Source organism: Pseudovibrio flavus (assembly GCF_009711345.1).
Classification (GTDB): domain Bacteria; phylum Pseudomonadota; class Alphaproteobacteria; order Rhizobiales; family Stappiaceae; genus Pseudovibrio; species Pseudovibrio flavus.
In genome coordinates, this window is record NZ_SMMA01000060.1 from 97908 (window position 1) to 118409 (window position 20502).

A 20502-nucleotide genomic window follows, 5' to 3' on the forward strand; every position below is an offset into this window, starting at 1 on the left:
AACTTTGAGTAAAAATGCGGCACTGCAATACAAGGTGAACACCCAACGCCTAACGCTTGAGCACCTATCGCCTATGGTTTCATAGGAGCTTGAATAGAAATAGGTTATAATACCCTAATATTTACACCCCATCATTCGGGGGCTGTCCAAACTATCCTTAGCTGGTTTTAAAAGCATAGATTTTTAATAGTTTTTGACTGGAGAGCGGCCTCGAATGCTTAGTATTGATCATGGAGAACTGCTGAAAGCGATGGCTGGCGATTCCAAAAACCCCATGCTCCAGTACATCCTCGATAATCCTGAGGAATTTTCGAAGAATCTTGCGCGCGTTTTCGAGAACGGCGGCAAGGCTTTATCTGCATATCTTGAACCACGGGAGAAGGGCCAACGCGGGCCGGAAGGGTCAGAGCACCTGACAACCGTTGTGAAGACGCTGTCGGAAGTGGGCGAGTACTGGATGAAGGACCCTGCCCGCGCCATGGAAGCGCAAACCCGCCTCTGGCAAGGCTACATGGGAATTTGGAACAACACCTTGAAGCGCATGGGCGGCGAGGAAGAACCGCCTATCGTCACACCAGATGATGCTGACAAGCGCTTCAAAGACCCTGAATGGACGGACAACAACTTCTTCGACTTCCTCAAACAGATGTACCTTGAAACCGCCAACTGGGCGGAAGACATGGTAAATGAGGCCGAGGATATTGACGCGCATACCCGCATGAAAGCGGAGTTTTTCGTCAAACAGATCACCAATGCGCTATCGCCTTCCAACTTCGTTCTGACGAACCCTGAACTCCTGCGCGAGACGATGTCCTCCAATGCAGAAAACCTCGTGCGCGGCATGAAACACCTTGCTGAAGACATTGAGGAAGGGCACGGAGAACTCAAAATCCGCCAGACCCGCACGCAGGACTTTGAAGTGGGCGGCAATCTTGCGACCACACCGGGCAAGGTCATCATGCAAAATGATGTCTGCCAGCTCATTCAGTACGAGCCTGTGACGACCAAGGTGTTCAAGCGGCCACTACTCGTCGTACCGCCGTGGATCAACAAGTACTACATTCTTGATCTTAACCCGCAGAAATCATTCATTAAGTGGGCCGTAGAACAAGGGCACACCGTCTTTGTCATCTCATGGATCAACCCTGATGAAAGCCAAGCGGCGAAAAGCTGGGACCATTACATGCAGGAGGGCATCCTGCAGTCCATCGAGCAGATCAAAAAGACCACCGCTCAATCAACCATCAATGCAGTAGGCTACTGTGTCGGCGGTACTCTTTTGGCGATCACCCTCGCCTATCTGGAAAAGACAGGGCAAGCCGACCGTATCGCCAGCGCCACGTTCCTGACCACGCAGGTTGACTTCGAGCATGCTGGTGACCTTCTGGTCTTTGTTGATGATGAGCAGGTCACAAATCTGGAAGAGGCCATGAACCGCCGTGGCTATCTGGAAGGCGGCAAGATGGCGGCAGCTTTCAATATGCTGCGGCCGAACGACCTCATCTGGACGTACGTGGTCAACAATTACCTCAAGGGCAAAGAACCGTTCCCGTTTGACCTGCTTTACTGGAACTCTGATTCCACGCGCATGACGGCAGCAAACCAATCGTTCTATCTGCGCAATCTCTACCTCAACAACATGTTCTCCAAGGGAGAGCTGGAGATCGCCGGCATCAAGGTTTCGCCGACGGATATCAAAATTCCGGTCTACACTCTGGCAACCAAAGAAGATCACATCGCCCCTGCCCGTTCGGTGCTTAAAGGCGCAAGCCTGTTCAGCGGTCCGGTGGAATTCGTTCTTTCCGGCTCCGGCCATATTGCAGGCGTGGTCAACCCGCCAGAAAAGAACAAGTACCAGTACTGGACCGCACCGCAGATTTTGGAAGACCTCGATGAATGGTTGAGCGCCGCCGATGAAACAACCGGTTCATGGTGGCCACATTGGGATAAATGGATCAAAAACCTGAACTCAGATGTGCAGAATGCGCGTAAACTCGGCGCACGTCGCACAAAACTACTGGAAGATGCCCCCGGCAGTTATGTTAAAGTGAAAGCATAAAGTTCGAGGGCGCCGAAACACGGGCAATCAGGTTGTTGCAGGCGCTTGTTGGTGGTTCAAGGAGATAGAACAATCAGCACCAATCGTCACAGCACGCAGGGCTTCCGGCCAAAGCAGCTCCCTGTCGGGCAGATTAAACTCATGGGTATGGATGTGCGCAATTGGGGCAAGAACCAGAGCGCACTAACTTTCTATTCCCGCTTGCTGGCCCTACCCTACTTTGTTGCAGCACTGTGGACCCACACACTATGGGATATGCAGAGCGCACTGGGGCTATGTGCGCTTGGCATTGCGTGGCTTTGGCTAACACCGCGCCTCTACAAAGGCTCAGGCTCTGCAAATAGCTGGTACGTACGCGCCCATTTCGGCCAGCGCATTTGGCTCAACAGAATGTCCGTTCCAGTCCCGCCGGAAGTACACTTTCGCGCTCTTGCCATGGCTTTTGCTGGCGTTGTGGGCTTTGGCGTAGCGATTTGGGGCGCAACTGACGCAAACATCGTGCTTGCAGCCTCAGGCGTTGCAGTTGCTTATGCAGGACGCCTCGGATTTCTGGATCAGATGGCAAAGCTTTACGCGCAGATGCAAAATGCGCATCCGGTCTACAAAAACTGGCAGAGAACACCAGACAACGATAACGCTCTAGGCATCACCAAACAGGTGGCTAAATCCTGACGGAGCGGTTCATTTTTGAATAGAAAAAGGCGGGTCACCTGAACCCGCCTTTTCTTTAGTCCCTAAGAAAGTCAGTTGAGCCGCGATACTGGCAGCAGGCCATTGCCCAAATAGGCTCTAAACGGACCTTCCTGATAAATCGCATTCGCAGAATCCGGCTCCAGCATTAGGCCAGCCAGAACGCCCTCCGCCCCAAGCGTCGGCACGACCAGATCGCCACGCTTCAGCGTTATCTCTTCGCTCTTCGTTTTCAGATCCATTTTGCCAATGAAGTCACGAATACCCTTCTTGTAGGTATCACCAGCTTCAAAAGAAACCACCTGCATCTGCGTGATATTGGCTGGACGCTCGCTCTCAACTCGCTCAAACGGGATATGATGAGCACCGAGAATATCAGCAAAAATGTCCTGATCGCTCCGAATAACATAGGCTTTCGGCAGAGAAAGGAAGCTGCCTGCAACGATCCGGTCCTGATTAACAAACGACTGCATGACGCTCTCACCGCTTTCGACGGCGGTAAGCGGCACGTCTACACGCGGTTGCTTGTCATTCTTGGCAAAGGCAACATCAAGAGCAATCTTACGCTCGCCCTTAGGGCCAGAATTCCACTCGGCCTTAGCGCGGCGGGTTAGCTCCAGAATTTCGTCATGGCGCACATCAATAGTTTCAAGCAGCGTCTGAGCACTCACATACTGCTTGCGCACCCGCTCCTTGATGTTTCGAGGCGTCTCGAACTGCTGGTCTTTCCCATCAAGACGGTTTTCGACGAGAACCGAAAGCGCTCCCTGCATAGCGGCATAGTTCCGTAAGTTGGAAATTCCCAAACCACCACGGCTCACGCTCTGTTCCAAGGTAGTGACCTCACCGCGATAGCGCTGTGCAGCAAGCCCCTTCTCTTCGACCGCCGCGATCAACTCCGGTAGAAATACCTCTTCAGAGAACTGGCGCAGTGCATAGTCGATGTTCGGGTTGTTGCCCACTTCGAACTGCGCTTCTACGTCAGTGTAAAAGCCCTGCTTCTTGGAAAGGACGGATTTGGAGATACCGGACTCGTGCGCGTCGTAAACAACATCAGGCGTGAAGGCATCCAGCGCATCAACGTACAAGCGCGCCTCACCGGAAAGCAGCGTAACATAGTCGACGTTCGGGTTTTCTTTGGCGGCATTGTAGCGCGAAGACAGGTCTCGCCCATCCGGATTAGCCATCGCAATAAACACGAAGTTCATAGAGTCAAGCAACGAGGAAAGCGGACCAACGGCGATATCGCGCGCAAGCATCTGCAAGGCTTCGGCGCCGGACGGCTCATTGCCGTGCTGGGAGCCGATGAGCATAACGGTCAGCCGGTCTGTCCCGAGCGCACGACGCTCATGAAATGCCGCAGACTTCGAAAGCAGAAGGGCCTCAACAGGCCGTCCACCGGCTGACTTTCCAAGCCAGCGCACACTGGCAACGCTGCTCTTTGCTGCAAGCTCGCTATAGAACTTGGAGATCTCGGAGGACGACGGCAAAGCATAATCTCCGGTCGCCTCAAACGGCGTCTGCAGGTTCACAGCCTCAGCCACCTGCCCCGTACAAAGCAACGCTGCGAGCGCGTAAATAGGAAAGCTGCGTTTCGTGCCGCTCATAAATAACTCTACAAGACCTAATGAAGACAAAGATGTTTCCAAGGCAGATAGAGCGTTTTATCGCAGAGGAATATTCGGCATTCTGACTAAATTGAGTAGTTTTTACTTATAGGCCGAACAAAAATATCTAAGAGGAAGCTCGCGGCCTCCCCAATCGATAAGCATAGCAGCACCGTGGTAGCGCCAGCCTTAAGCCCAGCTTATGAGCACCACCTCAGGCAACACAAGCGCACCTTGGAACCGTGACTTCCAGCAGCTCGCCCCAGCTCCGAAAACAACGCCCGCCCAAACGCAAAAAAGGCGCCCCGAAGGACGCCTTTTCCGAAATAGTCTTTCCAGACCAGAAGCGATTAACGCTTGGAGAACTGGAAGGAACGACGTGCTTTTGCACGGCCGTACTTCTTACGTTCAACAACGCGGCTATCGCGGGTCAGGAAGCCTTCCTTCTTCAGGATAGGACGCAGCTCTGGCTCGTAGTAGGTCAGGGCTTTAGAAATGCCGTGACGTACTGCGCCAGCCTGACCAGACAGACCACCACCGGTTACGGTGACGTTGATGTCGTACTGGCCATCGCGGTCGGTCAGCATGATCGGCTGACGAAGGATCAGCTGAAGTACTGGACGCGCGAAGTATGCGTTGAATTCTTTACCGTTTACGATGATCTTGCCGGTACCTGGCTTGATCCAAACGCGTGCGATAGCGTCTTTACGCTTACCGGTTGCGTATGCACGGCCTTGAGCGTCGAGCTTCTGTACATGTACAGGAGCTTCAGCTTCTACTGGGGCGATTGCCTCGCCCAGATCTTCAAGAGAATGAAGGTCGGACATAAGTTACCCCTTAGCGCTTAGCGTTCTTAGCATTGACGCCCTTGAAGTCCACCACTTCTGGGGACTGGGCTTCATGCGGATGTTCTGCGGAAGCGTATACACGCAGGTTCTTCAGCTGTTTGTTGCTGAGAGGACCACCAGGCATCATGCGCTGAACAGCTTTTTCCAGAACGCGTTCTGGGAAACGGCCTTCCATGATAGCGCGAGCAGTACGCTCTTTGATACCGCCTGGGTAACCGGTGTGCCAGTAGTACTTTTTGTTTTCGTACTTCTTGCCGGTCAGGACAACTTTGTCAGCGTTGATGACGATTACGTTGTCACCATCGTCGATGTGCGGAGTGAAGGTCGCTTTGTGCTTGCCGCGCAGACGGTTTGCGATGAAAGACGCCAGACGTCCAACCACAACACCTTCAGCGTCGATCAAGATCCACTTTTTCTCGACCTCTGCCACTTTGGTAGAGTGCGTTTTCATTATTTCTGTACCGATATTAGGACAGTTGAAATTACTTGGGAGAGCGAGCGTCAGCGAGTATGTCCGCGACACTGTTTCTCTTCGGCTGGGTTGATAGGGTAGGAACGGCCCTTCGTCAAGCACCTTTTTTACACTCGCCATTTTGAAAATCGTTATAAATCAATAACTTAAAAAAACGGTATTATATTACCACACTTTTTTCGTGGGTTTTGAGGCGATTCCCACAAGCCAAAGCACGAAAATCCCCCTCGCCCTTCATTTAACTGTGCGGTAACATGGCCTCTATGGCTAGTGCTAGGACCAGTTTGCTCTGTCTTTCAATGCTCGTAGGTTTAACGATGCCTGCAGGTGCGCTGGAGTTTCGGCCCCCACCCGCCAAAGACGGCTTTTCCTATCCCGAATGCTATTGCACCAATAGAGGCATAAAAGTTGAGCTGGGAGATTACTCCTGCCTGACCATTGGCAGCAAGCAGGTTTTCGCGCAGTGCCAGATGTCGCTCAACAACCCCATGTGGCGAACCATTCAGGAAGGTTGTCCGCAGGCGAGCTTGATCGAAAACGACAAGCCTTTAGCTAGCCAACGAACCGATAACCAGAAAAACTAGATTTATAGAGAAGCGACCTGACCGCTTATGCTGGCGATCTGATGTGCCAAACCTTCCAGCCCCATTTCAAAAAACAGGAAGTCAGCACCAAAACAAACGGCGTAGTAGCTCATTGCCCAACCCGCTAGGCGATAATCCTTCAGCGACACGGGGGCATACTGAGCGGGATAAACCCAGCCCCAACGGCTGCGAGCAAACACGATGTTCGTCAGGTTATTGGCAAGCACCAGATTAAAGAACGCAAGCGTTGCAAAGACGGCAGGATAACCAAGGAAAGCCGTTCCATCAAAGAACGACCACTCTCTAAACGCACCCATAAAGCGTGGAGCGTCTGCAACGTACAGATCCCAAAGAACCGGAACTATCAAAATAATCGCAGCGTTCAGGGCGAGAAAAGCAACATACCCCAAGCCAAGCAGTGTCGGCACCAGACGAATAGGTGCAATGAAAAAGTCCAATAGGAAATAAAGAAGATCCCGCAAGAACATCGCCGCCCCCGATTATTCAAATCAGCTACCGCGGCTCCCTACCCAATCAACCGCGTGCCTATAGACAGAAGTCTAACGGCATGTTCGGGGATACGACAAGATTAAACCTCATAAAAAGAGCGGTTTAATCGCAAGAAATAGCCAATACTTAACAAGGGGTTTCTTGAATATCCTAAAAAGAGGAAAACAAGCGCCTGAAACCGCGCATCAACTGCCCATACGCTTCACAATGGCAAACTTTTCCAGCTCCGAAAAAGCCCATATCTGCAGCAGACAACTGATTCCCCTAGGGGACGAAACAATCACGAAGGCGGGATGGAATAGGTCGCGGTCGCATGCGCGATAATGTCATCGCTGCCGTCATTGGCGATCTCGCAGTCAACCACCACAAGGCGCTTGCCCTTTTTAAGAATGCGGCAGGTGGCGATAATATTGCCCGCCTCTGCCTTGCGCAGGAAGTTGATGTTGAGATTGGTGGTCACAGCCAAAGCCTGCGGCCCGATGCTGGAGAGAATGACAGCGTACGCGGCAAAGTCCGCCAGTGTCATCAGCGAGGGACCGGAAACAGTGCCGCCGGGACGAAGATGATCATCCCCCGCCTCAAGCCGAACACGGGCTACGCCCGGTTCAAGCTTTTCGACGAAGTAGACCCGTCCATTTGCATGCATTTGTGGGAAAACAGCGTCGAGAAAAGCCGTCAACTCTTCTGGCGACATCCGCACTGGCATATCCATGAAGCCCCTCCTCTTCACGGGCTCTCTTATTACACAGATTCTACTAGGGCGCGAGCTGCCCCTTAGTAGTAACCGGTAAGTAGATGGGAAGGGATATTGGCAGTATTTACAGCATCCAGATCATTTTGGCCGCGAAGTCTTGCGCTTTTTGCGCTCCCGTCGCAAAGATGGGGCCGACAAGAAATCCATGCGTGGGGAGAACTCTATGAGCGGTACACAAGCAGCTCAGGCAACCAACGAGGCAAAGCCGCTGGTCGCAACTTTGGTCCATAACGGCGTAAAACGCATCGTCATGCAGCGCCCGGAGCGTATGAACGCGCTCTCACTGGACATGATGGCCGCGCTCAAGGCAGAACTCCTCAGCGCGGCAGAGGACCCGGAAGTTCGCGTTGTCCTGCTGGGCGCTGAAGGCAAGGTGTTCTGCGCAGGCCACGATCTGAAAGAGCTTACCGCAGCACGCGCTGAAGAAGATGGCGGCAAGGCATTCTACCTGAAAACCTTCGAGCAATGCGCAGACCTGATGCAGACCATCGTTAATCTGCCAGTGCCGGTCATTGCCGTTGTAACCGGCGTTGCCACGGCTGCAGGCTGTCAGTTGGTTGCGACTTGTGATCTTGCAATCGCAACCGACAACGCAACCTTCTGCACACCGGGTGTAAACATCGGCCTGTTCTGCTCCACTCCAATGGTTGCGCTGACCCGCAGCGCTTCCCCTAAGCAGGCTATGGAAATGCTGCTGACCGGTGAGAGCATCGATGCATCTACCGCAAAAGACTTCGGCCTGATTAACCGCATCGTACCGCGTGACTACTTGGAAACAGTCGTACAGAAGTATGCTGAAACAATCGCAGCCAAGTCCGCCCTTACTGTGAAAATCGGCAAGGAAGCCTTCTACAAGCAGTTGGAAATGCCTCTTGGCCAAGCCTACGAATATACCGCACAGGTAATGACAGAAAACATGCTGGCGAACGACGCAGAAGAAGGCATCAACGCTTTCTTTCAAAAGCGTAAGCCGGAATGGAAAAACAGCTAATAGAGATTACCAGTATGAGTGAAAGCACCCTCACCGTAAATCACGCGGCCTATGAAGACAGCTACATCTCTGATGTGCTGAGCGAAGCCCGCACCATCGCTGTTGTGGGCGCAAGCCCTAAGGAAGAGCGCCCAAGCTTCCACGTCATGGAATTCCTGATCCATAAGGGATACAAGGTCGTTCCAATCAATCCGGGCCTTGCAGGCGGCGAAATCCTCGGCCAGACCGTTTACGCCTCCCTCGCCGACGTTCCGTTTGCGATCGACATGGTAGACATCTTCCGCAACGCAGAAGCTGCTGGCGGTGTAGTTGATGAAGCACTTGCTCTTGAAAGCCTGCCAAAGGCCATCTGGATGCAGCTTCAGGTGATCAACCCGGAAGCTGCAAGCCGCGCTGAAGAAAAAGGCGTGAAGGTGGTTATGGACCGCTGCCCGAAGATCGAGATCCCTCGACTGGGCCTATAAGCCAAGAAACAACGAAGGGGCCGAAAGGCCCCTTTTCTTTTCCCAGATGAAATCAATTAGTCCTTCTGGAATAGCGACGCCAAGGACGTGTCCTCATAAGCACGCCATAGGTGGCGAGCATCCTTGGAAAAGCGTTTGGCAGCTTGGTGGTTCGGGTCGCCGTCCGGCGCTTCCTGCATCTCGAACGGCGCAAGAACGTCTTCTTCGAACGCTAGTCCGAGGTAGGAAAGCAAACGCTGGCTGACACCGAGCGGATCGTCCACCAAATCCTCACAGTTGAGGTGATAAACGGCGCCCGGCAGCACCTCGTCCCAATGCGCCATCAGGGCATCATACTGGCCGCGATACCACTTCAGCTCTTCCGGCGTATAGCCATAGATCGCGCTGTTACCAAAGTGCCGCTTGAATATTGCCAAGTTGCTCGCGTTGGTCTCACAAGCCACATTGATAATCTTGGCATTCGGCAAAATCGCTTTGATAAAGCCAACGTACTGCCAGTTGTTGAGCTGCTTATCACAAACGAACGCTGTCAAACTGTTCAGCTGCTTTATGAGCGCCAGATACTGACCGCCAAGGCCTGTGCGCTGCGCTGGTCCCAAATTCTGGAACTCATCGAAGAACTCACCTGGACGCTGTGAGAAGCATAGGCGCTGAAGGTAGCTCAGCTCTCCCCCGCCATGAACTTTAGAGTGGCTCGCAAGCATCTGCTCCACCAAGGTGGAACCGCTTTGCGGCATACCGACAATGAAAATCGGACGCTTCGAGTTGGCACCGCCTTCAAAGCTGGCACAAAACTCGGCGCTAAAGCACTCACGGATAGAAGCAAGCTGCAGCTCTAGCGCTTCTCTGTCGAATGGCAGATTGCGCGAGCGAATACGGTTGGAGATGATAAACGCGGCGGCGGCATCTTCAAAGCGCTGCTCACGCTCATAAACAAGCGCCAAACCATTGGCGAGGTGCGAGCGTTCCTGACTGTTCTCTGGCAACACCACAAGCAGCTTTTCCGCCGCTTTAAAGAGCCAGTCATTGGAAGAAACTTTGTTAAGCGCGGAAAGGCGCTGGAAGGCTTCTGGGTTGAAGCCTTGTGCAAGAACCGTGTTGAATTCCTGTTCTGCCTTTTCAAAGAGACCAAGCTCTTCAAAGGCACGGCCAAGACGAATGCGCGCGCACTGATAGCTCGGGTGAAGCTCCAAGCCCTTTTGCAGCGCAGCTGCTGCTTCTCTTGCTCTTGCGTTGGTAAGATAGAAGGTACCGAGCATGAACCATGTTTCGGCGTTCGATGGCTCGATCTTCAAAGCCTTAAGCAACGCCTCAAGCGCTTCATCGGTATAAAAACAGGCTTCGCTGCTGCGTGAAAGCGCAAGGTGCGCATCGCGGCTTTCCGGTACGGCCTCAACCCATCGGCGGGCGACCCCAAGCGCGTCAACGGCATCACCACTCAAAGAGACGGCGCGAAACAGCTGGCGATAAACATCTTCAGAATGCGGATATTCAAATACAAGCAGGCTTAGTTCGTCGGTAGCGTCATCAATCAGGTCAAGACTAATCAAGCACGCACTCTTGATAAGGCGTGTTGCAAGGCAAGCAGGAAACAGCTTCAACCGACTTTCACATCGCTCAAGCGCATCCTGATAGTGCCCGCTGTCAACTAGGCTCTGTATTTCCTGCACGGCCTTGGGCAACTTCAGCTCTACGCCGCGCCCGCCTACGGGGACGTTTCGGCCTAGATTTTTAGAAGTAGCCACTCCGGCCATCCTGTTCTCCGCTTCCTGCTCAATTTCTTTTTATTTTTATATAGAACTAAGTGGATTGGCTTGCGCCAAAGTTGCTTATGTAATTGTTTAATTTGCCCACGTCAAAATACCCACGGTTCCGCTAGTCCTTGCAAATCCATGGACTTCACCTCATAGTTGCCCAAGGGTGAATCCGTAGGGGCTAAATAGAAGTGCCGCTGGCCCAAGCATCATTCGATCCGATGCAGAGCCCCTTCGCGCAACCTCCGCTTAACATATTGATTCTAGGAGAAGTTAAATGGGCGAGACCTCCCAAGGGTTCAACACTCTAGCGATTCACGCGGGCGCAAAGCCGGATCCAACCACAGGGGCACGCACAACGCCTATTTACCAGACAACATCCTATGTCTTCGAGGATGTTGATCACGCAGCGTCCCTTTTTGGTCTGCAAGCGTTCGGCAACATCTACACCCGTATTACCAATCCTACAACAGCTGTTCTTGAAGAGCGTGTAGCAACCCTTGAAGGCGGCACCGCTGCCCTTGCTGTTGCTTCAGGCCACTCTGCCCAGCTTATTGCGTTCCACGCTGTTATGTCTCCGGGCTGCAACATCGTTGCACCTAAGCGCCTTTACGGCGGCACCATCAACCAGTTGGCGCACTCCTTTAAGAACTTCGGCTGGGAAGTCAACTGGGCAGAAGATGTCTCCCCAGCTGCTTTTGAAAAAGCTATTGATGAGAACACCCGCTGCGTGCTTATCGAGAGCCTTGCAAACCCAGGTGGCATCGTAATGGACATTGCAGCCATTGCAGAAGTTGCCCATGCCAAGGGCGTGCCATTGATGGTGGATAACACCATGGCAACCCCTTACCTGTGCCAGCCGATCAAGCACGGCGCGGACATCGTTCTCTACTCGCTCACCAAGTTCATGGCAGGTCATGGTAACTCCATGGGCGGCGCGATCGTTGATGCTGGCAGCTTCGACTGGTCCGCAAGCGACAAGTTCCCGATGCTTTCCACCGCACGTCCTGAATATAACGGCATGGTGCTGCATGAAACCTTCGGCCCGATGGCATTTGCTATCTGCGCTCGCGTACTTGGCCTGCGTGACCTTGGTCCGGCTATCTCACCGCAGAACTCCTTTAACATCCTGACCGGCATTGAAACTCTTGCACTGCGCATGCAGCGTCATTCCGACAATGCTTTGAAAGTGGCTGAGTTCCTTCAAGGTCACGAGAAGGTTGGCTGGGTTTCCTACGCAGGTCTTGAAAACGACCCATACTATGCCCTGCATAAGGTCTACTGCCCGAAAGGCGCAGGCGCTGTATTCACGTTCGGCCTGAAGGGCGGATATGACGCTGGCCTTGCACTAGTGAAGTCGCTGAAGCTCTTCTCCCACCTTGCAAACATCGGCGACACCCGTTCGCTGGTTATCCATCCAGCGTCCACCACACACCGTCAGCTCACCGATGAGCAGAAGATTTCTGCAGGTGCAGGCCCTGACGTTGTTCGCCTGTCCATCGGCATTGAAGACGCAGAAGACATCATCGCTGATCTGGAACAGGCACTAGCAAACTGCTAAGGGCAATCTGCTAAGGACTGGCAGAAAGCTAAAATACAAAAAGGGCGCCATGAGCGCCCTTTTTCTTTTCCAAAACGGAAGAGGATCTATCAGGCGGCGGCCTCAACAGCCCCTGCCCGCGCTTTTTGAGCTTGCGGGCGAAGGATCTTCAAAAGAGCCACCTGCTCTACACAGAGCGCCAGCAGCACCACGGCAAAGCCTTGGTGCGCAAGGGCGCGATCTAGCGGCACATGACCCAGTAGCGTAACGATGCCGAGGATCACCTGAAACACCACCGCGATAGCCACAAAGTGCGCGTTACGGCGAAGCTTCTTGTTGTTGGAGCCCTTCATCAAACGCCAGCTCTGGTAAGCGATAACTGCCGTTAGAATATAAGCCACCATGCGGTGCTGAAACTGAACGGTCATCACGTTCTCGGTAAAGTTCAACCACCAAGGTGACATGGAGAACAGCCCAGTTGGAATGATTTTACCGTCCATGAGCGGCCAAGTGTTGAATGTAAGCCCAGCATTAAGGCCTGCAACAAGCGCGCCCATGAAGAGCTGCACAAACAGCAAAATAAGTATGAACCATGCAAAGCCGGAATAGCGTTCCTCGCCCTTTTCAAGCACGGGAGAACCGCTCCCTTCTGTTCGCAAACGCGTTATCAGATAATAGAGATAGGCAAATAAGAAGAACGCAACGGTGAGATGCACAGCAAGGCGGTACTGGCTAACGTCAACACGATTAACAAGGCCGGATGCCACCATCCACCAGCCGATTGCCCCCTGTAGGCCGCCCATGAACAGCGCAAAAACGAGGCGCGGCTTCAACCACGGCTCAACCTGCCCGCGGGCCCAGAACACCACAAGCGGTACAAAGAAAACGACGCCGATTGCGCGGCCAAGCAGCCTATGACCCCACTCCCACCAGAAGATGAACTTGAACTCCTCCAAGCTCATGCCGGCGTTGATCAATTTGTACTGAGGTATCTCTCTGTACTTGTCGAATTCTTCCATCCACTCTGCGTGGGAAAGCGGCGGAATGGCACCGTGAATTGGCTTCCATTCGGTAATCGAAAGACCGGAATCTGTTAGCCGCGTAGCGCCGCCAACGACCACCATTGCGGCGATCATGACACAGATCAGTAGGAGCCAACGGGAGATCATAAGTCTGTCTTTCCTGATCTTTTCAGGAAGAACGGGGTTGTGGAGGTCAGTCATAGTGCTTCGTTTGCTATCAATTGGTTACCAGCGACTATATACGTTTAAACCACAAGTCATATTGTCCATTGGAATGGACATGGCATACTAGGGTTGTATATGTGCAAACTCTTACGCTTGTCTGATCCGGCAAGATCAAAGCCAATACCAACCGGAGAACTTCATGTCCTCTAGCCTTCGCCGATTTATCGGAATGGTCGCCCTTGTTCTTTTTGTAATTGTTTATTGTTTCATCGCACTGGTCATTGGCGATCTAACAATGGTGGGCAAGCACTGGGCTGTGCAGATAACATATTTCGCAATTGCAGGGCTGGTATGGATTTTCCCCGCCCATTCGATCATCAAGTGGATGTATAAAAAGGGCTAGGCCCACGTCTATGGCGACAATGAAGGGGCGAAACTACGCCCCTTTTAGCTTTGTGCGTAACCGCGTGACCCATTGGTGAACAACAAACGCATGACCTGCCATGAGCAGGCGGAGCATTCCAAGGTCTTGAAAATATCCGTTCAGCGATACTCGTGGCAGCGCAAATAGGTTGTCTTGGGCCTTACCCTTCAGAACGCCTGGCTTAGTCGTGACTGCGGCTGTAAAATCCAGCGCTTCAACGGTTTTCTGGCTTGCATCATCAACGGCCCATGCACCGCCATAAGGGTATGCGAACAGACGAGGATGCAAACCCAGCTCCTGCTGCATGCGCTCCATGCCCAAGGAGATCGAAGCAACTCGCTCCCCTTCACTGAGACGGGCCATAGCATGATGATCGAAAGTATGCGCTTCAAAGGAGACTAGAGGCTCCTTTGCCCACTCGCGAAGCTCGTCCCAGTCCAGAACCAGCTCTTTGCACAACTCGGCAATATCAAAACCATAAGCCTGACTTGCCGCCACAATAAAGCGTCGCTGCGCGTGTTCATCCAGCTCGCTGATCATCAACAAGCGCAATTCGCGATAGGCTATGGTTTTAGCCTCCAACGTGGACATATCGTAGGAAAGAGAACGCTCTTCGAACTCCAGCTCGAAGCGTTCATTGTCGCGCACCAGTCGTTCCAGCACCAACCACCATGGCTGGGTGCTGCGATCATTAAGGCCGCTGCAAATGAAGACCGTAAGCGGCACGCCGTGCTTCTTCAAAATCGGGAAAGCAACATCGCGGTTATCACGGTATCCGTCATCAAAGGTGAAAGTTGCAAACCGCTTGGCAGACCTTTTGCCAGGGTCATTGATACGCTCCACCGCCTCTTGCAGCGAGACAATGTCGTACCCTTCCCTTCTGACGTGGAGAATCACCTCTTCAAGGAACTCAGGCGTGATCTCCAGCTCCTTATTAGGTTGAAAAACGTAATCGTCAGCCGCCTTCACACGGTGCAGTGTAAATATTATTCCGCACCCGGCCGTAAAGGGAGCCATAACACGGCAAAGAAAGCGGTTTCCCAGAACCTTCTGCCCAAGCCGTATTGCACCGTAATTTGCGCTCATAACTTCCCCTAAATCAAAAACAAGAATTTTAAATACTCAGAATTCGTTTAGAATCACCTGATAAAATTACTCATGTTGATTTAATAGAAAAGAGGCACCAATTGCTCTGTGCACCGAAAGCAGACATGCGGAACGGTTTAAACAACGTGACCACCCCAAAAATCGAAGTTTTTCAGGATTTTTCCAATCCAAAGCTGTTGGACGCTTGGGAAGAACTGGAAAAAAACGGAACTGGCACACCTTATAATTCTTGGGCATGGGCGAGCAGCTGGTACACACATATCGGTGCGGCTCGGGGAATCAAACCCTACGTAATCGTCGCATACGTTGAAGATGAGCCGGTCGCGCTCCTGCCTCTCGCTCTGCAGCGCAAGGCTAGCCTCACCGTTATTCGCTTCCTTGCAGACAAGATCGGCAACCAGAATACGGGCTTCTGGAAGACCGAGCTACTTGAGGGCGGAGAGTTTTCAAGCATTGCCGCAGCCCTGCGTCAGGCTATTCACGAAAGCGGATGCGACATCATCCAGCTACGCAATATGTCCCAGACCATTGAAGGGCTACCAAACCCGCTTTTCAGAGTAAGTGACCAGCTTAGCACCAACGCCATTTATCCGTTTGAGCTCTTCGCGCCCTCGCAAGACTTTATGGAGGCGAGGCGCTCCAAGAGAACCCGCTCCGGCGTTCGTCAAAAGCGCCGCCGCCTGCAGGGGGAAAGCGAACTGGTCTTCGTGGACCACAAGGATCTGGAAACCCAAGCAAGCACTCTGGATACGCTTATTCGCCAGCGCGATGAGCGACAGGCGCTAACAGGCATCCCAAACGCCTTCAGCGTGCCTGAGGTACGCGCGTTCCTGCACGACTTCTTGAAACTGAGCGCCGAGCCCCGCTCTGGTGTTCGCGCCACCATGCACTCGATCGAACTGGATGGAGAGGTGCTTGCCACCAACTTTGGCGCCCTCTGCCACAAGACATTTTATTGCTACTCGCTGTCTATCATCAGCGATGAACGTACGCGCAACAGTCCCGGCCTTATCCTGAGCTTCGACCTCATTGCCCAGATGTGCGACGACGGGTTGGAACGCTTTGACTATGGCGTTGGCAAAGAAGACTACAAACTTGGATGGGCTGAACCAGACTACCTGCGAGACTGGATTGAAGCAACCACAGCCAAGGGCCGCGCACTAGCTGCAACAACGGCTGCACTGCTAAAAGGTAAGCAGATGCTACGCGACAACAAGCTGTTTTGGAAAACCTACCGCTCTGTAAGAGGGGCTCTCAGACGCGCAGGCCTCTAAAGGCCAGCCCCTCCCCACAAAGCTAAAAGAGTAAACGGATATGGCTGTCTTACGCAGCCATATCAGAATTGTAGCGGGCAGCAACTTCATCGCCGCTAATGCGCTCAACCTCAACCGGTGCGCCGGTATGCTGCTCAAGAACGCTCAACGCTCTTTCCAACTCAGGTCCAGCCGGAGAACCATCGGTCGCAACAATCACACGGTCAGCTTCGGAAAGCATCTGCGCACAGATAAGGCTCGGCTCAATCAAGCCCAGATCAGCGACAATCACATCATAGGTGAGATCAAGCGCTTCCATAATCAGGCTGTAACGGCCATTTTGAACCACAGAGTCGTCAATGCGCACGCCGCCAGCTTCAATAACATGAGCGCGAGAAACAGGGTCACGATGAATGACGTTGGTAAAGGCTGCGCTACCTTCCAGAAGCTCGGAGAAGCCCGGTGCCTGATCATGAAGATCACGGCCCATGTAGTTCAGCTCTTCATCGGAGAACGCATCATCATCAAAGTTCGGCGTGTAGACATCAGAGCGCACTTCAAGGAAGAGCGGCATAATTCCGCCCTCAGCAATCTTGCGCGTGCAATCAAATGCAACTTTGTTGGAAAGCGCTTCACTATCAACGCTTAGAACAACGATACGGCGTACGCTGGTAGCCCGACTTGCTTCTTGAATAGCCTCTGGCATTTCAAGGTTCTCAAGACCTGCAGCATCTTCCATTGCATCACGGGCAAACTCTTCCGCAGCCTCGTCCTGCTTCTCTTCTTCTGCCGTTTTTGCATCCGAAGCAGATGAGCGGGAAAGCAAACGGTTCTGGAATGAACCGGCAGCACCGCGAACAGCATCCACCACCATTTCCGTTGCGCCCTTCTTTTCCATTCCGCGAGCAACAAGCGCACGGGACTGTTTAGGACGCGGAACAAGATAACTCTCTCTGCGAAGCGCATCACCATTGACCAGCGCTTTTACAGCAACACCGATGATACCGATGAACAGGAACGCGAAGGCAGAAAGGGCTGCCAGCAGCGTTGTTTTAATGCCATCAGCTTCCATCGGAACGGTTGCACGGGAAATCACGCGGGAGTCTGCATGCAGCACGCCAACGCCCTGCAGCAATTCTGCATCACGCAGGCGGGCACGAACGGCCTCAAGCTGAGCGGCTTTGGCTTTTGCATCGCGCTCAAGCTCCTGCAGCTTCACGGTATCTGAGCCAGAACGAGCGGCGTCTTGCTTGAGCACTTCCAACTGCTTGTTCAAATCCGCAACGCGCTGACCGGCTATCGCCGCGTCATTTTCCAGCCCCTGCATGATCTTGCGAGCTTCGGACCGGATCTGCTGGTCATAACCTGCAAGCTGCGAACGAAGGCCTTTAATCTGCGGGTGTCCCGGTAGCAAAGTAGTAGAAAGCTCGGCAATACGGGTCTGCAGCTCGATCTGGCGCTCACGCAAACGCTGGATGAGGATGGAGTTCAAAACCTCGCTGGCACTTTCAAGGTTACCACCGGTTTCAAGAAGGCGTTTGATTAGCTGGGCGCGCGCTTCTGCTTCCAGTCGCTGCGCAACAGCTGCGGAGACCTGAGAGGAAACTTCTGAAAGCTGCTGCTGGCTCAGTGTCTGGGAGGAAGTGCCAAGCAGAAGATCAGCACTAGCGCGGAACTCCGCAACTTTGCGCTCCGCAGCTTCCACTTCCTTCTGCAAGCGTTTCATCTGCGGCTGCAAAGCGGCGGCAGCACTGTCGCTTGCTGTGCGTTTTGTGGTTTCTTGCAGCGCACGGTATTCGCGCACCACTTCATTGGCAATCACGGCCGCCAACTCTGGATCGGTAGATGTAAAGTTGACGGAGATGACGCGCGAACCTTTTACGCGGTAAACCTCCAACGCGCCTGCAAGCTTGGATACAGCAGCCTCTTCACGAGAGGATTGGCTTTGGTCTTCCCGCAAGCCAAGAGAGATCAACGCTTTGGAAATTGGACCGGGTTCGCCGCCCCCAGCAAAAGAACTATCGTCTGCAAGGTCGAGTTTTTGCACCACTTGGCGGGCAAGATCAGCAGAGCGCATCAACTGCACTTGGCTTTCAACGCCCTCCTCGTCCAGCAGAGCGCGTTCGGTTTCAATTCCGCGCTCAATACCGGGATAGGAAAAACCAGCTGTGTCGATGAGAACCTTGGATTCTGCCGTGTACTTGTCACTACCTAAAGAGCCAAGAAAAACGACAAGAACACTGAACGCAATTGCAAGCGGCACGAGCCAGAGGAAGGAATGAAAAACCTTCTTCAGGAGAACGCCAAGATCAAGAAACACATCTTCCTGCGGCACTACAAAACCTCACGCAACGCTAGCTACATTGTCCACATTTACAATGAACAATGAACGAACAGGGTAACCAAGGCGTTAAAACCTCTTGAGAAACTAACGGCATTTTTATAGCGGACTTGACAAAGAGACTCTTAATATATGTTGGATTGAACTACCGAAATTCAGCAATTCTTAACCATATCCACACACAGTTCCCGTCAAACAATTCATGAGGTACGTGATGAAACTGCGCCTGATCGCAGCTTTGGCTGTTACAGCTGCCCTTACTGGTTGCAGCTCCTATCAGCAGCCACCTCCAGTATTCCATGAAGTGTTGCTCCAGCCTTACATGCTAGAGACGAGCGATCAGGTCCGCGTGATCGTTTATGGCCAGACCGACCTTTCTAACACCTACAGCGTTGATCAAGCTGGCTTTATCTCCTTCCCTCTCGTTGGGCAGGTTAAAGCGCGGGGCTTAACGCAGGAACAGCTTGCCAAAAGCATTGAAGGAAAGCTGAGAAGCGGCTTCATTCGTAACCCGAATGTTTCCGTAGAGGTCGCCGACTATAGACCTATCTTTGTTATGGGTGAAGTAACCGGCGCTGGCCAGTATCCGTTTATCTCTGGCATGACCGCGCAAAACGCAATTGCGACGGCGGGCGGTTTCTCTCCAAGAGCCTATCAAAAGACGGTGGACATTACCCGACAGATTAACGGCGAAATCTTCAGCGGCCGCGTTCTCATCACCGATCCCCTGCGACCGGGCGATACAATTTACGTCAGAGAGCGTCTGTTCTAGGCAGTTAACCATTCGTTAGTCCTACAACTTAATCAGATAATCACGAATTCTCCCCTACAAGATATAATTAGATTTAATTGACGAGGACTCCCGGTGATCTCGGGCGTCCTTCTGGGGGATTTTTCGGGCAATGCGAAAACCGTCCATGCGGATCATTCACTGTGTACGCGCACCTATCGGTGGCGCTTTCCGGCATGTCGTCGATCTTTGCCGGCAGCAAAGTAAAGATGGCCACGACGTTGGCTTGCTTTGCGATAGCCAGACCGGCGGCGAAACCGCAGCAAGAACACTTGAAGACCTTTCCGCGCATTTAAGCCTTGGTGTGCACCGCCTTCCCATTGCCCGCAGCTTGCACCCTCGTGATGCAGTGACGATTTTCAAAGCGCATGCACTACTGAAAACCCTAGATCCCGACGTTATTCACGGACACGGAGCAAAGGGCGGCGTAATCTCGCGCCTCGTTGGCAGTGCGTTAAAGCGTTCCAATCCAGACCTACAGCGCATCTACTCCCCTCATGGCGGTTCGTTGCACTACAAAGCATCTTCTTCGGTTGGCTTTGTATACCTGAACCTTGAGCGCATCCTCACAAAGATGAGCGACGGCTTTTCCTTCGTTTGCAACTTTGAGCGCGAGCGCTTTGACAGGAAAATCGGCCTCGGAACTGTCAAAAGCATCATCGGCTACAATGGCCTGCATCCGAGTGAGTTTAATGATAGCCCGCTGGACGACAACGCATCGGACTTCCTCTTCCTCGGAGAAATGAGGGACCTGAAAGGCGTTGACCTCTTGATCGGTGCAATCGCCCGCCTGAACAGTGATCGGCAGACACCAGTTACGGTAAGCCTCGTCGGTGATGGTCCTGATCTAGAGCGTTATCAGCGTCTCAGTGAGGATTTGGGGCAAAAGGATAACATCACCTTCCACGGCAGGCTTCCTATCAGCAGCGCTCTTCCGCTCGGCCGCATTGGCGTTTTGCCATCTCGTGCAGAGAGCTTTCCCTATGTCGTTCTGGAAATGATCGCCGCAGGTAAACCTCTGCTGGCGACCAATGTGGGCGGCATTCCGGAAATCTACCGTGATCAGAGCGACAGCCTTCTTAATCCTGATAGTGCCGAAGAGCTCTTCTCGGCGATGAAGGCCGCTT

Annotated in this window: 19 protein-coding genes; 10 read left to right on the forward strand and 9 right to left on the reverse strand. The window is 52.9% G+C overall.

The features are described from left to right. Nucleotides 1–250 precede the first annotated feature (250 nt). Both E1162_RS08775 and E1162_RS08780 read left to right on the forward strand, forming a co-directional pair. Nucleotides 251–2059, forward strand: coding sequence for a PHA/PHB synthase family protein (locus E1162_RS08775; protein WP_155129844.1), 1809 nt, complete (start codon nt 251–253; stop codon nt 2057–2059). Nucleotides 2060–2110: 51 nt separating this feature from the next. Beyond that, the gene (locus E1162_RS08780; protein ID WP_155129593.1) at nt 2111–2731 is read left to right on the forward strand and encodes a DUF6653 family protein; all 621 of its coding nucleotides are present in this window, start codon (nt 2111–2113) and stop codon (nt 2729–2731) included. 71 nt (nt 2732–2802) lie between these two features. On the opposite strand, the gene E1162_RS08785 is transcribed toward E1162_RS08780, so the two are convergent. From E1162_RS08785 to rplM, 3 genes are all read right to left on the reverse strand, one after another. Then, nucleotides 2803–4356 carry a M14 family zinc carboxypeptidase gene (locus E1162_RS08785; RefSeq protein WP_155129596.1) on the reverse strand — a complete coding sequence of 518 codons (1554 nt, stop codon included), beginning with the start codon at nt 4354–4356 and terminating at the stop codon, nt 2803–2805. 350 nt (nt 4357–4706) lie between these two features. Further along, nucleotides 4707–5183, reverse strand: a complete 477-nt coding sequence (gene rpsI, locus E1162_RS08790) for a 30S ribosomal protein S9 (RefSeq protein ID WP_155129599.1) — start codon at nt 5181–5183, stop codon at nt 4707–4709. Between the two features lie 10 nt (nt 5184–5193). After that, nucleotides 5194–5655 carry a 50S ribosomal protein L13 gene (gene rplM, locus E1162_RS08795; protein ID WP_155129602.1) on the reverse strand — a complete coding sequence of 154 codons (462 nt, stop codon included), beginning with the start codon at nt 5653–5655 and terminating at the stop codon, nt 5194–5196. Between the two features lie 284 nt (nt 5656–5939). Between rplM and E1162_RS08800 the strand changes: the two genes are divergently transcribed. Further along, nucleotides 5940–6260: a hypothetical protein gene (locus tag E1162_RS08800; RefSeq protein WP_155129605.1), complete on the forward strand. Its 321-nt coding sequence runs from the start codon at nt 5940–5942 to the stop codon at nt 6258–6260. A 2-nt stretch (nt 6261–6262) separates the two neighbouring features. On the opposite strand, the gene E1162_RS08805 is transcribed toward E1162_RS08800, so the two are convergent. Both E1162_RS08805 and E1162_RS08810 read right to left on the reverse strand, forming a co-directional pair. After that, on the reverse strand, nt 6263–6748 hold the full coding sequence (locus E1162_RS08805; RefSeq protein WP_155129608.1) for a hypothetical protein: 486 nt from the start codon (nt 6746–6748) through the stop codon (nt 6263–6265). A gap of 302 nt (nt 6749–7050) precedes the next feature. Then, entirely contained in the window at nt 7051–7482 is a 432-nt protein-coding gene (locus tag E1162_RS08810; RefSeq protein WP_257098873.1) for a PaaI family thioesterase, read from the reverse strand. Nucleotides 7483–7687: 205 nt separating this feature from the next. Here E1162_RS08810 and E1162_RS08815 point away from each other — a divergent pair, with 205 nt between their 5' ends. Together E1162_RS08815 and E1162_RS08820 are read left to right on the forward strand one after the other, a co-directional pair. Beyond that, nucleotides 7688–8515 carry an enoyl-CoA hydratase gene (locus E1162_RS08815; protein ID WP_155129611.1) on the forward strand — a complete coding sequence of 276 codons (828 nt, stop codon included), beginning with the start codon at nt 7688–7690 and terminating at the stop codon, nt 8513–8515. 14 nt (nt 8516–8529) lie between these two features. After that, complete coding sequence (locus E1162_RS08820) at nt 8530–8979, forward strand: CoA-binding protein (RefSeq protein WP_155129614.1); 450 nt, start codon at nt 8530–8532, stop codon at nt 8977–8979. Nucleotides 8980–9035: 56 nt separating this feature from the next. Here the strand turns inward: E1162_RS08820 and E1162_RS08825 are convergent, their stop codons facing one another. Beyond that, a complete protein-coding gene (locus E1162_RS08825) occupies nt 9036–10724 on the reverse strand; it encodes a tetratricopeptide repeat-containing sulfotransferase family protein (protein ID WP_371311866.1) in 1689 nt (562 codons plus the stop codon). A gap of 286 nt (nt 10725–11010) precedes the next feature. Between E1162_RS08825 and E1162_RS08830 the strand changes: the two genes are divergently transcribed. Next, nucleotides 11011–12294, forward strand: a complete 1284-nt coding sequence (locus tag E1162_RS08830) for an O-acetylhomoserine aminocarboxypropyltransferase (RefSeq protein ID WP_155129620.1) — start codon at nt 11011–11013, stop codon at nt 12292–12294. A gap of 89 nt (nt 12295–12383) precedes the next feature. On the opposite strand, the gene E1162_RS08835 is transcribed toward E1162_RS08830, so the two are convergent. Then, nucleotides 12384–13496, reverse strand: coding sequence for a COX15/CtaA family protein (locus E1162_RS08835; RefSeq protein ID WP_155129623.1), 1113 nt, complete (start codon nt 13494–13496; stop codon nt 12384–12386). 163 nt (nt 13497–13659) lie between these two features. Here E1162_RS08835 and E1162_RS08840 point away from each other — a divergent pair, with 163 nt between their 5' ends. Then, nucleotides 13660–13863 carry a DUF2842 domain-containing protein gene (locus E1162_RS08840; RefSeq protein WP_155129626.1) on the forward strand — a complete coding sequence of 68 codons (204 nt, stop codon included), beginning with the start codon at nt 13660–13662 and terminating at the stop codon, nt 13861–13863. A 33-nt stretch (nt 13864–13896) separates the two neighbouring features. Here the strand turns inward: E1162_RS08840 and E1162_RS08845 are convergent, their stop codons facing one another. Continuing rightward, nucleotides 13897–14970 (reverse strand): polysaccharide deacetylase family protein, encoded by a 1074-nt coding sequence (locus E1162_RS08845; protein WP_155129628.1) that lies wholly within the window; start codon nt 14968–14970, stop codon nt 13897–13899. Between the two features lie 125 nt (nt 14971–15095). Here E1162_RS08845 and E1162_RS08850 point away from each other — a divergent pair, with 125 nt between their 5' ends. After that, nucleotides 15096–16265, forward strand: coding sequence for a GNAT family N-acetyltransferase (locus E1162_RS08850; protein ID WP_155129631.1), 1170 nt, complete (start codon nt 15096–15098; stop codon nt 16263–16265). A gap of 49 nt (nt 16266–16314) precedes the next feature. Here E1162_RS08850 and E1162_RS08855 read toward each other — a convergent pair whose 3' ends face one another. Next, nucleotides 16315–18579, reverse strand: coding sequence for a sugar transporter (locus tag E1162_RS08855; protein WP_371311867.1), 2265 nt, complete (start codon nt 18577–18579; stop codon nt 16315–16317). 220 nt (nt 18580–18799) lie between these two features. On the opposite strand from E1162_RS08855, the gene E1162_RS08860 reads away from it, so the two are divergent. Together E1162_RS08860 and E1162_RS08865 are read left to right on the forward strand one after the other, a co-directional pair. Further along, a complete protein-coding gene (locus E1162_RS08860; protein ID WP_155129634.1) occupies nt 18800–19357 on the forward strand; it encodes a polysaccharide biosynthesis/export family protein in 558 nt (185 codons plus the stop codon). A gap of 130 nt (nt 19358–19487) precedes the next feature. Next, nucleotides 19488–20502, forward strand: a 1015-nt coding sequence (locus E1162_RS08865) for a glycosyltransferase (RefSeq protein ID WP_155129637.1), incomplete at its 3' end; no start/stop codon positions are given.